General features: G+C 61.0%; 9 protein-coding genes. 3 read left to right on the top strand and 6 right to left on the bottom strand.

Annotated features, from left to right (window positions below; translation table 11 throughout):
• Nucleotides 1–164: 164 nt before the first annotated feature.
• Together nhaA and NTD89_RS19835 are read left to right on the top strand one after the other, a co-directional pair.
• Nucleotides 165–1,340 carry a Na+/H+ antiporter NhaA gene (nhaA, locus tag NTD89_RS19840; RefSeq protein ID WP_145161981.1) on the top strand — a complete coding sequence of 392 codons (1,176 nt, stop codon included), beginning with the start codon at nucleotides 165–167 and terminating at the stop codon, nucleotides 1,338–1,340.
• A gap of 197 nt (nucleotides 1,341–1,537) precedes the next feature.
• The gene (locus NTD89_RS19835) at nucleotides 1,538–3,160 is read left to right on the top strand and encodes a methyl-accepting chemotaxis protein (protein ID WP_242194245.1); all 1,623 of its coding nucleotides are present in this window, start codon (nucleotides 1,538–1,540) and stop codon (nucleotides 3,158–3,160) included.
• A gap of 88 nt (nucleotides 3,161–3,248) precedes the next feature.
• Here the strand turns inward: NTD89_RS19835 and NTD89_RS19830 are convergent, their stop codons facing one another.
• The 6 genes from NTD89_RS19830 to dinG form a co-directional block, all read right to left on the bottom strand.
• Nucleotides 3,249–3,713 (bottom strand): glycine zipper 2TM domain-containing protein, encoded by a 465-nt coding sequence (locus NTD89_RS19830; RefSeq protein ID WP_003189251.1) that lies wholly within the window; start codon nucleotides 3,711–3,713, stop codon nucleotides 3,249–3,251.
• Between the two features lie 266 nt (nucleotides 3,714–3,979).
• Nucleotides 3,980–4,627, bottom strand: a complete 648-nt coding sequence (gene pdxH / locus NTD89_RS19825) for a pyridoxamine 5'-phosphate oxidase (protein ID WP_106577117.1) — start codon at nucleotides 4,625–4,627, stop codon at nucleotides 3,980–3,982.
• Nucleotides 4,628–4,654: 27 nt separating this feature from the next.
• Nucleotides 4,655–5,815, bottom strand: coding sequence for an OmpA family protein (locus NTD89_RS19820; protein WP_242194247.1), 1,161 nt, complete (start codon nucleotides 5,813–5,815; stop codon nucleotides 4,655–4,657).
• Nucleotides 5,816–5,958: 143 nt separating this feature from the next.
• The gene (locus NTD89_RS19815; protein WP_145161967.1) at nucleotides 5,959–7,104 is read right to left on the bottom strand and encodes a serine hydrolase domain-containing protein; all 1,146 of its coding nucleotides are present in this window, start codon (nucleotides 7,102–7,104) and stop codon (nucleotides 5,959–5,961) included.
• Nucleotides 7,105–7,186: 82 nt separating this feature from the next.
• Entirely contained in the window at nucleotides 7,187–9,484 is a 2,298-nt protein-coding gene (locus NTD89_RS19810; RefSeq protein ID WP_262209242.1) for a beta-galactosidase, read from the bottom strand.
• 98 nt (nucleotides 9,485–9,582) lie between these two features.
• Nucleotides 9,583–11,727 carry an ATP-dependent DNA helicase DinG gene (dinG, locus tag NTD89_RS19805; RefSeq protein ID WP_119738807.1) on the bottom strand — a complete coding sequence of 715 codons (2,145 nt, stop codon included), beginning with the start codon at nucleotides 11,725–11,727 and terminating at the stop codon, nucleotides 9,583–9,585.
• 99 nt (nucleotides 11,728–11,826) lie between these two features.
• Between dinG and NTD89_RS19800 the strand changes: the two genes are divergently transcribed.
• A complete protein-coding gene (locus NTD89_RS19800) occupies nucleotides 11,827–12,291 on the top strand; it encodes a CopD family protein (protein ID WP_262209239.1) in 465 nt (154 codons plus the stop codon).
• Nucleotides 12,292–12,619 lie beyond the last annotated feature (328 nt).

Genomic DNA, 12,619 nt, shown 5'->3' with positions numbered 1-12,619 from the left:
CACACAGATACAGTGGCGACTCAAATAGACACACAATTGCTAGGCTCTGGCGCAACGCCGACTCTGCCCGCCCCTTATAACAAATAAGAATATAACTTTTGTTTTAACAACTAACGGTACGGGTTAGGGTACCCACCTATTGAACCTGGATTGGAGAGCATCCCTTGCCTCTGCGTAGCACTTTCACCCGTTTCTTCCAGCTGGAAGCCGCCAGCGGTCTGTTGTTGATCGCCGCTGCGGCCTTGGCGCTGATCATCAACAATTCACCGTTGTCGCACCTCTACAACGCCTTTCTCGACGTACCAGTGGTGGCACAGATTGGCGCGCTGAAAATCGCCAAGCCTGCCCTGCTGTGGATCAACGACGGCCTGATGGCCCTGTTCTTCCTGCTGATCGGCCTGGAGGTAAAGCGCGAGCTGCTCGATGGCCACCTGTCCAAACCCTCGCAAGTGGTACTGCCGGGCGCCGCAGCCATTGGCGGCATGGTGGTGCCGGCGCTGATCTACTGGGCGATCAACAAGGACTACCCCGCCGCACTCTCCGGCTGGGCGATCCCCATGGCCACCGACATCGCTTTTGCACTGGGCGTGCTGGCCCTGCTGGGCAAGCGCGTGCCGGTGTCGCTGAAACTGTTCCTGATGACCCTGGCCATCATTGATGACCTCGGCGCAATCATCGTCATCGCCGTGTTCTACTCCGCGGACCTGTCCGGTGCTGCTCTGGCGGGTGCGGGCGCATGCCTGATTGCCTTGATCGCGATGAACCGCCTGGGCGTGATCAAACTCGGGCCCTACCTGATCATCGGTCTGATCCTGTGGGTGTGTGTGCTCAAAAGTGGCGTGCACGCCACGCTGGCCGGCGTGACCCTGGCCTTCTGCATCCCGCTGCGCACCAAAAATGCCGAGCCCTCGCCCCTGAAGACACTGGAACACGCCCTGCACCCCTGGGTGGCCTACGCCATCCTGCCGCTGTTTGCCTTCGCCAACGCGGGCGTTTCCCTGGCCGGCGTGAGCCTGGAAAGCTTCACTCACCATGTGCCCATGGGCATCGCCGCCGGCCTGTTGATCGGCAAGACCATCGGCGTATTCGGCCTCACTTGGCTCGCCATCAAGACCGGCCTTGCCGCGCTGCCCAGCGGCGCGAACTGGGGCCAGGTGTTCGGGGTGGCGATCCTGTGCGGTATCGGCTTTACCATGAGCCTGTTTGTCGGCTCACTGGCGTTCGTGCCGGGTGCCAGCGAATTCGCCGGGGAGGATCGAATGGGCATTCTGACCGGGTCGATCCTGGCCGCGTGTATGGGTTATGCCGTGACCGCGATGGCGAGTCGCAAGAAAGCCTGAGGGTTCTGAAGGCAACCAAAAGCCCCAATCGGTGAGCCCGATTGGGGTTTTTCTCTTTCTGAAGAGGACACTTGCCTCAAACGCCTAAAGACTTTGCGCGCGCCGCCGATTAGTGATTGTGTCGCTAGCACTGTTCCTGCCAGGGACACCCGCCCGACACAGCTCTCCAACGCGTATCCAGCCCGAGCGAAAATCCCATGTTCCTGAGAAATATAAGAATCGCTGCCAGAGCCTTCATTGGCTTCGCAGCTATTGCGTCGCTGAGTGTGTTTCTCGGTCTGTTCGCCCTCAAGCAGATTGGCGAAGTCCAGTCCCAGGCTGCCGACATTCAGAACAACTGGATGCAGCGTGTCAGGATTCTGGCCCTGGCCAACGCGTCGCTCGACCGTTTTCGCTTGGGCGAAATGGCGCACATCCTGTCGGCAAGCGATGCGGAGATGCAGACCTATGAAGACAAATCCGCTGGCCGCCTGAAAAGCGTCAAGGAACAGCTGACCCAATATGCCGCGCTGCTACGCACATCCGAGGAAAAATCGCGACTGGATGTGTTTAACCAAAGCCTGGATGCCTACGCGAAGAACCATACCGAAATGCTCAAGCGCTCGCGCTCGGGCGACAAAGCCGGCGCCCGCGACTTTCTCAACAGCATTCGAGAAAGCTACGAGCAGATGACCAAGAACTTCGACCAGTTGATCGACCTCGCCAACAAAGGCGCCGAACAGGCCGGCCAAACCTCCGTAGGCGCTTACCAACATGCGGTGAGCGGCATCACCATCGTCATTTTGCTGGTCAGTGCCGGCACAGTGCTGGTGGCCTGGTTACTGACCCGCAGCATTACCGGCCCCATCATTGAAGCGGTGCAGGTGGCCGAAACCATCGCCAAGGGCGACCTCACCCATCCCATAAACCCTACGGGCAATGACGAAGCCACCCGCCTGCTGCGGGCGCAAGAAACCATGCGAAACAACCTGGTGCAGACCTTGCGGCAAATCACCGGCTCATCCAGCCAGCTAGCCGCTGCGGCCGAAGAGTTGAATGCCGTCACCGCCGAGGGTAGCCGCGACCTGCAACAGCAACATGGCGAAATCGAGCAGGCAGCCACGGCTGTCACTCAGATGACCACCGCGATTGAGGAGGTTGCGCGAAACGCGGCATCGACCTCCGACCTGTCCCAGGAATCGCGCAGCATTGCGTTGAAGGGCCAACAGCGCATGGGCGAGGCATTGAATTCGATCCAGGCGCTGACCCGTGGGGTCGAGGTCAGCTCAGGGCAAGTTGGCGGCCTCGCCGAACAGGCTAAAGGCATCGGCAAAGTACTCGATGTGATCCGCACCATTGCCGAGCAAACCAACCTGCTGGCGCTTAACGCCGCCATCGAAGCTGCGCGTGCCGGTGAGGCCGGACGTGGTTTCGCCGTGGTCGCCGACGAGGTTCGTGCACTGGCCCATCGCACCGCCCAATCGACCCAGGAAATCGAGCAGATGATCGGCAGCATTCAGGCCAACACGGCCAGCACCGTCAACACCATGCTCGACAGCAGCGCCATGACTCAGCAAACCTTGGGGCTGGCGGAGCTGGCGCAACAAGCGCTGGCTGACATTCTGGCTGCCAACGATGAGATCAATGACCGCAATCTGGTGATTACCACGGCGGCGGCGGAACAAGCCGACGTTGCTCGAGCAGTCGATCGCAACTTGCTGAACATTCAGCAGCTGTCGATTCAGTCGGCAGAGGGCTCGACTCAAACGACTGCAGCCTCGCAATCCCTCGCCAGCCTGGCGCATGAGTTGAACACGATGGTCAAGCACTTCCAGGTTTGACGTCACGCAGCGTGCGCGGCACACCGCGCTTGCAATAAAAAACCCCAACCGATCACTCGGTTGGGGTTTTGTATTTCAGGGCCGGCGTTTAGCGAGTAACGCGGCTGGTACCGTCAACGGTCATGATGCGTACACGGTCGCCGATGCGGAAGATTTCATTTTCCTGCACGGCTTGGACGTAGGCACGCATGCTGCCGTCGTCTTCGCGAACGGTGATTTCCACGCCTTGGGTGCGGGTCAGGCCTTCTTCGGTGGCCGAGCCCAGCAGGCCGCCGGCTACGGCGCCGATCACAGCGGTAACAATGCTGCCACGGCCGCCGCCGATGGCGCTGCCGCCAACGCCGCCGATGACTGCGCCAGCAGCGCCGCCAATTGGGGTCTTGGTGCCTTCGATTTTCACTGGACGCAGGGATTCAATGGTGCCCATGCGAACGGTCTGTACACGACGCGCCTCGTCACGGGAGTACGAGTCGCCGGTCAGACTCGAGGCGCAGCCACCCAACAGCAACGACAGGGTGGTAAAGCAGGCAACTAGTAAAACGGACTTACGCATAGCATCAACTCCAAAGGACAGGTATTCATTAGACGCTGCGGCTTGGCGCCTGTCACGGCGAGCACCGCAGAAAATTGCTTTCATTCAGCCTTAGTACAGACTGCCAGCACCAGAAAAATAGACGAACGGTTGCACTCAACTGTTCCGAAGAATGTCATGGACGCGTTCATCATTATTGTAGTCGCGCAGCAGCACACGCCGAAGACTTATGGATAAAGACTTCGCCGTGGCGGGCAACATTCGAACGAGGTGACGAAAGGTGAAACTCAGGGCGCGAGGCGCTCACGAGTCCACTCGCCGGCTTGCAGGCGGTAGTTGAGGCGATCATGCAGGCGACTGGCGCGACCCTGCCAGAACTCGATGCGCTCGGGCAGCAGGCGATACCCGCCCCAATGCTCAGGGCAATCGGGTTGGATGTCGCTGAAACGCTGCTCGGTAGCCTTGAGCAAGTCTTGCAGCTCTTCGCGATCACGGATGACCCGGCTCTGCGGCGACGCCCAAGCCCCAAGACGGCTGCCCAACGGGCGGACCTGAAAATAAGCATCCGACTCTTCGGGCGTGACCTTGACCACCCGCCCTTCGATGCGCACTTGGCGCTCCAGGGTGGGCCAGAAGAAGGTCATGGCTGCAAACGGCTGTGCCGCAAGCTGTTCGCCTTTGGCACTCTGATAATTGGTGAAGAAGGTAAAACCCTGTGTATCCAGGCCCTTGAGCAACAGGATACGACAGTGCGGACGACCGTCCTGGTCGACCGTGGCCAGAGTCATGGCATTGGCTTCCACCGGTGGCTGCTCGGTTTTCACCGCATCGGCAAACCACTGGTGGAACAATGCAAACGGCTCGCCCGGGGCCTGGGCCTCGCTCAAACCGTCCCGTGTGTAGTCACGGCGCATATCGGCCAGTGCCTGGGTCATGCGGCTTTATCCTTCTGGTTCAGCAGATCAGTTTTTCGCCTGGTCGTTTGTCGCTGGAGCGTCGGCCTTGGGTGCGGCTTTTTTCGCGGCCGGCTTGGCGGCCGCTTTTTTCGCAACGGGCTTGGCAGCGGCTTTCTTGACCGGAGCCTTTTTCGCCGGGGCGGCTTTTTTCGCAGCAGGCGCCGGTACGGGAGCGGGTGCGGTCTGCACGGCAACCATTTCCGCAACCGGTGGCTTGCCCGAGTTGTACTTGCTCAACAACGCCAACATCGTTGTACGCTGAGTGAACATGATTTCCATGCGACGGTTCAGCGCACGCCCCTGATTGCTATCGTTGGCAGCCCGCGGCATAAGGTCGCCCATGCCACGCATCATCAGGCGATCCTGCTTCAAGCCGCTGAGGCTGAAAATCGAAGCGATGGACTGCGCGCGCTCGCGGGTCAACGCCTGGCTCGCGGGCTCGGCACCATTGGTGTCGACGTGGCCTAAGACCAACACAGCGGTTTTCGGATCGCCTTCAACCGCCTTGGCCACGCGAGTGAACGGGCCCAACGTAACCGGCAGCAGCATTGCCGGGCGTTTCGGGTTGTAAGAGCCATCAACCGGGGCGATCACGACCAATACGTTCTCGCGACGCTCCAATTGCAGGTTGCTGTCCTTGATGGCCGCACGCAGGCGCGGCTCATAGTCGTCCAGCCAGGCTTGAGTGATTTTCGGGTCAGGCATCGGCACGTTGGTCACGTCGACCTTGGCCAATGGTTTTGGCTTGCTTTCGAAAGGCCACCACCACTTGGTGTCGGTGTCGGTCTTGGCGACTGCCGGGGTCGTCGGGTCTGCAGCCTTGAGGTCGGCTTTCAGATCGGCTTTGGCATCAGCCGCTTTTTCATCGGCGCTTTTAGAGGCGAACGGCCACCAGCTGGAGCCGGTCTCGGCCTTGGCTACGGGCGCAGGGGCGGCAGCAGCGGCAGGCGCTGGAGCAGCGGCGGCGGCAACCGGGGCTGCAGGCTTGGCGCCAGCGGCTGGTTTTGCATCCGGCATGGCGTCGGTTTTGGTTACTGCGTCCTTGGTAGCAGCCTTGTCTGATCCAAATGACCACCAATGCCCACCTTCGGCATCATTTTGTGGAGTTTGTGCGCAACCCGTAATTGTGAGGCACAGCGCCAGTGCCAAGGACTTGTTCGATAACATGAGATATCCACAAAATGAGAAAAAACCGGAGGGTCTGGTTGACCCGTTAAACAGACGCTTACAGAACATTAAAGTTACAAAATTTCGTTCAGCGCCTTCTTATAGTTGCCTTTGTAACAAAAAAACGTGAAACAGCAAGCTCTTTACAGACAACCGGCCAATATTCCGACCAACTTCTGTGCACGCGGGTCCATAAGTACATAAGGCCCCAGTGTATTAGTCACGAAACCAAATGCTACATCATGTTCCGGATCGGCAAAACCGACCGAACCACCCGCCCCCGGATGCCCAAACGCACGTGGGCCAAGGCCGAACGTCGCATTGGGCAAGTGCGGTTGATCCAACATGCAGCCCAAGCCGAAACGGGTTTGTGTCAATAAAGTTTTATCCGGCCCGATACTGTGTTCGCGGGTCAATTGTTCGAGCATGTCCGCTTCGAGCAAACTACCGTCCAACAATCCGCTATAAAACCCCGCCAGGCTACGCGCATTACCGTGACCATTTGCCGCCGGCTGCTGCATGCGCCGCCATTCGGGCTTATTAGTGCTTGTCAGAATAGACGGTGGGTTGGCAAATGCACGCGTTGTCATGGCCGCAGGTTCGCGCATCATAACTTGCAATAATCGTTGAGCGGCTTCATCGCCCATATTGCCTTTGCTGCGCGCTATATGCGCAACGCGATAAAACTCTTCGTCCGCCAGGCCAACATGAAAGTCCAGCCCCAATGGCCGCGCAACCCGCGCAACAATTGATTCACCGGGCCCACGCCCGTCGGCGCGACGCAACAATTCACCGACCAGCCACCCATACGTGATGGCCTCGTAGCCGTGGCCTTGGCCGGGCGTCCACCATGGGGCTTCGGCCGCCAGGGTGTCGACCATCAGTTGCCAGTCATAGAGGGCTTCGGCGGGGAGCATGTCGCGAATCGCCGGCAACCCGGCCTGGTGGCAGAGCAGCTGGCGCAGGGTGATGGCTTCTTTACCGGCTGCGGCAAACTCGGGCCAGTAGTTGGCGACAGGGGCGTCGAGTTGCAACTTGCCCTCGGCCACCAATTGCAGGGCCGTCACGGCGGTGAAGGTCTTGGTGCAAGAAAACAGATTGACGATGGTGTCGCTGTGCCAGGCCTCGGCACCGTCCTTGTCGGCGGTGCCGGCCCACAGGTCGACGACGGTTTCGCCGCCGATCTGGATACACAGCCCGGCACCACGCTCCTGCGGGTCATCGAACAACGCGGCGAATGCCTCACGTACCGCTTCGAACTGGAGCTCGTAATGACCCTGAATCTGCACCTAAGCCGCCTCGGAAAACACCGTAATAAGTGGCCGACATTGTTCCAGTCATTGGCGGTTTTGTGAACCCGTCAAATATGAATCAATGGCCATTTCCAGAGTGACCGCCAGCATGCCCGGCGCCCTGCCCCGCGCCTCTGCCGTCGTGCCCCGACTTGCCGGCTTCGCTCTCGCGCACCCCGCTGGCGGCCTTGGCTTTTTCGGCCTCCTTGCCCAGTTGGTCGACGGCCGCCAGGTTGCTCTTGCGCACGCTGTCGACAAAGCCCTGGAACGGCACATCCGTGATGCCTACAAGGCCAAAGTGGCCGTTTTCACCGTCCAGCAGACGCCCCGTCACCGGTTGATCCAGGTATTGGAACCAATGCACGCCGACGATCGACGGCTCAGCCATGGCTTGCTTGAGGAAGTTGCTGTACGCCACGCCACGGTCTTCTTCCTTGGCCAACTGAGTCACGCCGCCCCAGAACGGACCGCGATCCGCCGAGCCGAAGTTGAATTCGGTGATCAGTACCGGCTTATCCAACGCACGCAGGGCGGCGAAGTCGTAACCGTCCTGAGGCTTGAGGGTGTACATGTTGAAGCTCAGCACATCGCAATACTGGGCGCAGGACGCCACGGCTTCCGGGGTGCTGACGGCGTAGCGGCCACCCAGCAGGAGCTGGTTGGGCGCGTGCCACTTCAACGAATCGGAGATGGTCTTGAAATAGGCATCGGCGAAGGTCTTCTGGAAGTACTTGAAGTCCGCTTCGATTTCCGGGTGCTCAGGGCTCGGCATCGGTGGCTCGAAGCCGGGGTCTTCCATCAGCTCCCAGCCCGACAGGTGAATGCCCCAGGCTTTGGAGAGGCCTTCTTCATTGCGGTATTTGTCACGCAGTTGTTTGAGGAACGCACGTTTGGCCGGCACGTCGGTGGTCATGCGCAAGGTCCCGTAGGCCAGGGCGTAACGCGATTTTGGATCGTCGCCAGGGCCGGCCCAGGCCAGCTCGTTGTCGGCAAAAAAGCCGATCAGCCACGGGTCGTCGCGATGATCGCGGGCCGCGATCGCCACCGCGCGCTCGGTGGCCATGGCGAAACGCGGGTCGAACGGGTCGGGCATGCCGCCCCACCAGTCAGTGCCGGTGCTGATGCTGGCGTAGTCACCGACAATCGACAGCGGCAAGGTGTAGGGCACGCGGTCGGCGCTGGCCAAATCCTCGTCGCTCCAGTTGCCCACGGTGTTGAAACCCCAGGCTTGCAGGCGGTCCAGCGTGTGGGTGACCCAGCGCTTGTGGTCAAAACCCTGCGTGTCATAGGTGCGCTGCAGGTTGGCGCCATAGAAGTCGTACCAACGCCCCACATTAAAGCCCCGGCCCTGGTCGGCGCCGTTGCCGCCACGGTTATCCGCACTGCCGTAATACTTGTCGAACGGCTCACCGGACTTGGGCAGCGCGGCAAACATCCATTCGCGGCCGGCCACGTAGGTTTGGTTATCGTCCGGAGCAACCGTATTGACGCCCAGGGAGTAGAACGGATGGCCTTCCGGCGTCACCAGGTACCAGCGCCCGTCGCGCTTCTCGGTGCGGAAAAAGCCGCTTGCTTCGAACGCCGGGCCTTTGTTCCAGCCGCCATATTGGTCCAGGGCAGACTTGTCGCGCTCAGCCAGCCAGCCCTTGAGCTGTTGCTGCTCCTTGGCCGCTGCGGCTTTGAGTTGTTCGTCGCTGCTGACTTTTTCCGGCCAACGCGCGCGCGTGGACTGACCATACGCATCCACCAGCGCGCTGTAGGCAGCCTTCAGCACCGGCTCGCTGTCCTGCACGCCAAAGCGTTCCAGCAGGATGCTTTGGGCTGCGTTGGGCTTGATCATCGACAGGGTGACCGACGCCACCTGGCTACGATCGATTGCCCCGGCGCTGCTGGTCAACAGCACACGCTGGCCCTCCAAGGTAATCGGCATCGGCGGCCCGGCCTTCATGCCCTGGCTCAGCGGCGAGTTGGCCTGCAGCGGAATCAGCAGGGTTTGGGCGGGGCCGGCCGGCAGGTCGATGCGGCTGACTAGCGTCTGGCCGTCGGTGCTCTGCACCTTGACGTAGAGGGTCAGCGCCCAGTCCATGGCGCTTTGGATACGCAGGCTCATGGCGCCGGACTGCGACCAGTCCCACACGCCGGCCTGCGGGCTGAGCACCAGGCTCGGTTCGGCCGCCGGGTTGAAGGTGATGCGGCGCAGCACCTCGCCCTCAGCGGTTTGTTCGGCGTTGTATTGCGGCAGGCTCGCGTCCTGGGTCGCGACCTTGACCACATCGGCAGGCCGGACGAAATTGAACAGCGTTTGTTGCCCGGCAGGCGCGGCCATCAAGGGCGCGGCGAACAACAAGGCAAACAGAGCGGGCAGCGTGCGAATCATACGAACAAGGTTCTCCCAAACGGCCGGTGAATGGCCTGATGACGTAAAGCGTTGGCAGTGAGATAGACCACGAAGTGGGCGAATTCGCCCACAGTGGCTTAAGAAATTTCGCGCCTGAAAGGCGGCAAAGCATTGAGGATAGCCTTGCCATAGCGTTGCGTGACCAAACGGCGGTCGAGCAAGGTGATGGTGCCCCGGTCTTCCTCGGTACGCAGCAAGCGCCCGCAGGCCTGGACCAGCTTCAAGGAAGCATCCGGCACCGAGATTTCCATGAACGGGTTACCGCCACGGGCTTCGATCCATTCGGCCAAGGCCGCCTCGACCGGGTCATCCGGTACCGAGAACGGGATCTTGGCGATCACCACGTGTTCACAGTAGGCGCCGGGCAAGTCCACGCCTTCGGCGAAACTGGCCAGGCCGAACAACACGCTGGAATCACCGCCATCAACACGCGCTTTGTGCTTGTTCAAGGTTTCCTGCTTGGACAGGTTGCCCTGGATGAACACCTGCTTGCGCCAGTCGCGGTCAAGGCCGTCGAACACGTCCTGCATCTGTTTACGCGAGGAGAACAGCACCAGGGTGCCGCGTGAACCTTCCACCAGGTCCGGCAAGTCGCGGATGATCGCGGCGGTGTGCGCGGCCGCGTCGCGAGGGTCGGCCTTGAGGTCCGGCACTCGCAGCACACCGGCATCGGCATGGTGAAACGGGCTCGGCACCACGGCGGTGACGGCCTTTTTCGGCAGGCCGGCACGCATGCGGAAGCGGTCGAAAGTGCCCAGCGCGGTCAGCGTGGCCGAGGTCACCAGGCAGCCGTAGGCCACGTTCCACAGGTTGCGGCGCAGCATTTCGGCGGCGAGGATCGGGCTGGCGTTGACCTCGATATCAAACAGCGCACCGCTTTCGGACAAGGTCAGCCAGCGCGCCATGGGCGGGTTGTCTTCCGGGTCTTCGACGGTAAAGGCGGTCCACAGCTCCCAATTACCCTGGGCGCGCGACAGCAGACTGCCGAACAGGGGGTACCATTCCTCGGCCTGGTTGCTGGCGATACCGATGTTGACCTCGCCGTCCATGCCTTCCTTGAGCAGGTCGGTCAGGCGGGTGAACAGGTCGGTCAGCCGTGAGAAGCCTTTCTTCAGCTCGATACCCATTTCACGCATGTGCTCGGGGATCAAGCCGCCGACGAAGCGATGACGCGGCCGTTCGCGGCCTTCAACGTCTTCGCCGGGTTTGAAGTCGGCGACCTGCTCGCAGGCGCTGAACATGAATTGCTGCTGGGTCTTGATCTCGCGCGCCAGCTCCGGCACCTGCTCGATCAGCTTGCCCAGATCGCCGGGCAACGGGTGCTGGGCGAGCAATTTGGTCAGGTTCTTGGCGGTGGTTTCGAGCCAGTCGGCGGTGGAACGCAAACGGGTGTAGTGGGCGAAATGGCCGATGGCCTTATCGGGCAAGTGGTGCCCTTCGTCGAATACGTAAAGGGTGTCGCGCGGGTCCGGCAATACAGCGCCGCCGCCCAGGGCCAGGTCAGCCAGGACCATGTCGTGGTTGGTGACAATCACGTCGACCTTGCCCATGCCCTCGCGGGCCTTGTAGAAGGCGCACTGGCCGAAGTTGGGGCAATGCCGGTTGGTGCACTGGCTGTGGTCGGTGGTCAGGCGCGCCCAGTCGGCGTCTTCCAGGGCGGTGGGCCAGCTGTCGCGGTCGCCATCCCATTTGTTGCCGGCAAGTTTCTCGATCATGCTGGTAAACAGCTTCTGGCTGACTTCATCAACCTCGATCTTGAAGCCTTCCTCTTCGAACAGCGATGCCGTGGCGGTCTGGGCGTGACCTTCCTGCAGCAATACGTCGAGCTTGGACAGGCACATGTAGCGCCCACGGCCCTTGGCCAGGGCGAAGGTGAAGTTCAGGCCGCTGTTGCGCATCAGGTCGGGCAGGTCTTTGTAGACGATCTGCTCCTGCAGGGCGACGGTGGCGGTGGCGATCACCAGGCGCTTGCCAGCGGCCTTGGCGGTAGGAATCGCGGCCAGGCTGTAGGCCACGGTCTTGCCGGTACCGGTGCCGGCCTCGACGGCCACGACCGCGGGGTCGCCACTGCGCCGACCTTCGTCGTCGGTGTCGATATCCCCGAGGACTTTGGCCACTTCGGCGATCATCAGGCGTTGGCCGTAGCGCGGTTTCAAGCTCTTGGCTTCGAGAAAACGCGAATAGGCGCCCTGGATCGTGGTTTTGAGTTCAGTGCTGATCATGGATAGTCGGGCGCAAAAAACGCTGGATAAATTTTCAGTGGTTCGGATCGGCCGCTATCATACCCCGCTAATTAATCCCGCGCAGAACGGAGTACCACAATGACCGCGTTTAGCCTCGCTTACACCCTGCATGTATTGGCCGCCCTGGTGTGGGTCGGCGGTATGTTTTTCGCCTGGATGATCCTGCGCCCCGCCGCCATGGCGGCACTTGAGGGCCCTGCCCGGCTCAAGCTGTGGGCGAATGTGTTTCAACGTTTTTTCGTGTGGGTCTGGGTGGCGGTGCTGGTTTTGCCGATCAGCGGCATCGGCCTGCTGCAACTGCGCTTCAGTGGTTTTGAGACCGCACCGCGCTATGTGCAGGTGATGATGGGCTTGTATCTGGCGATGACTGCGCTGTTTATCCGTATCCAGGCGTTGAAATTCCCGGAACTGCGCACAGCGGTAGCGGCCGAGGACTGGCCGGCGGGTGCGGCTGCGCTGGGGCAGATTCGCAAGCTGGTGGGGATTAACCTGATTATCGGCCTGGTGGTGGTGGCGATTGCTTCAGCTCGGCCGATGTTCTGAAACTGCCGATTACTGTGGCGAGCGGGCTTGCCCCGCGTTGGGCTGCGAAGCAGCCCTGAAACCAGACGGCGCATAACATCTGTAAAAACGCGGTGGCCTTATTGGGGCTGCTTTGCAGCCCAACGCGGGGCAAGCCCGCTCGCCACAGTGAGGCGTTAGAGCCTTTGGATAGTCCCATGCCCTTCTGGTCACCATCGCAAGCTGGTGGGGATTAACTTGATTATCGGGCTGGTGGTGGTAGCGATTGCTTCGGCTCGGCCGGTGTTCTGAAGCTGCCGACGACAGTGGCGAGCGGGCTTGCCCCGCGTTGGGCTGCGAAGCAGCCCTG

It is taken from the genome of Pseudomonas sp. 14P_5.3_Bac1 (assembly GCF_025466135.1).
GTDB lineage: Bacteria > Pseudomonadota > Gammaproteobacteria > Pseudomonadales > Pseudomonadaceae > Aquipseudomonas.
Note: the sequence above shows the minus strand (reverse complement) of the source record. Positions and strands in the feature narration are given on the sequence as shown.

Coding starts and splice junctions, on each gene's coding strand:
- NTD89_RS19830 (WP_003189251.1), bottom strand. CDS start 3,713: ATGCGTAAGTCCGTTTTACTAGTTGCCTGCTTTACCACCCTGTCGTTG.
- NTD89_RS19800 (WP_262209239.1), top strand. CDS start 11,827: ATGACCGCGTTTAGCCTCGCTTACACCCTGCATGTATTGGCCGCCCTG.
- NTD89_RS19820 (WP_242194247.1), bottom strand. CDS start 5,815: ATGTTATCGAACAAGTCCTTGGCACTGGCGCTGTGCCTCACAATTACG.
- NTD89_RS19835 (WP_242194245.1), top strand. CDS start 1,538: ATGTTCCTGAGAAATATAAGAATCGCTGCCAGAGCCTTCATTGGCTTC.
- dinG (WP_119738807.1), bottom strand. CDS start 11,727: ATGATCAGCACTGAACTCAAAACCACGATCCAGGGCGCCTATTCGCGT.
- NTD89_RS19810 (WP_262209242.1), bottom strand. CDS start 9,484: ATGATTCGCACGCTGCCCGCTCTGTTTGCCTTGTTGTTCGCCGCGCCC.
- pdxH (WP_106577117.1), bottom strand. CDS start 4,627: ATGACCCAGGCACTGGCCGATATGCGCCGTGACTACACACGGGACGGT.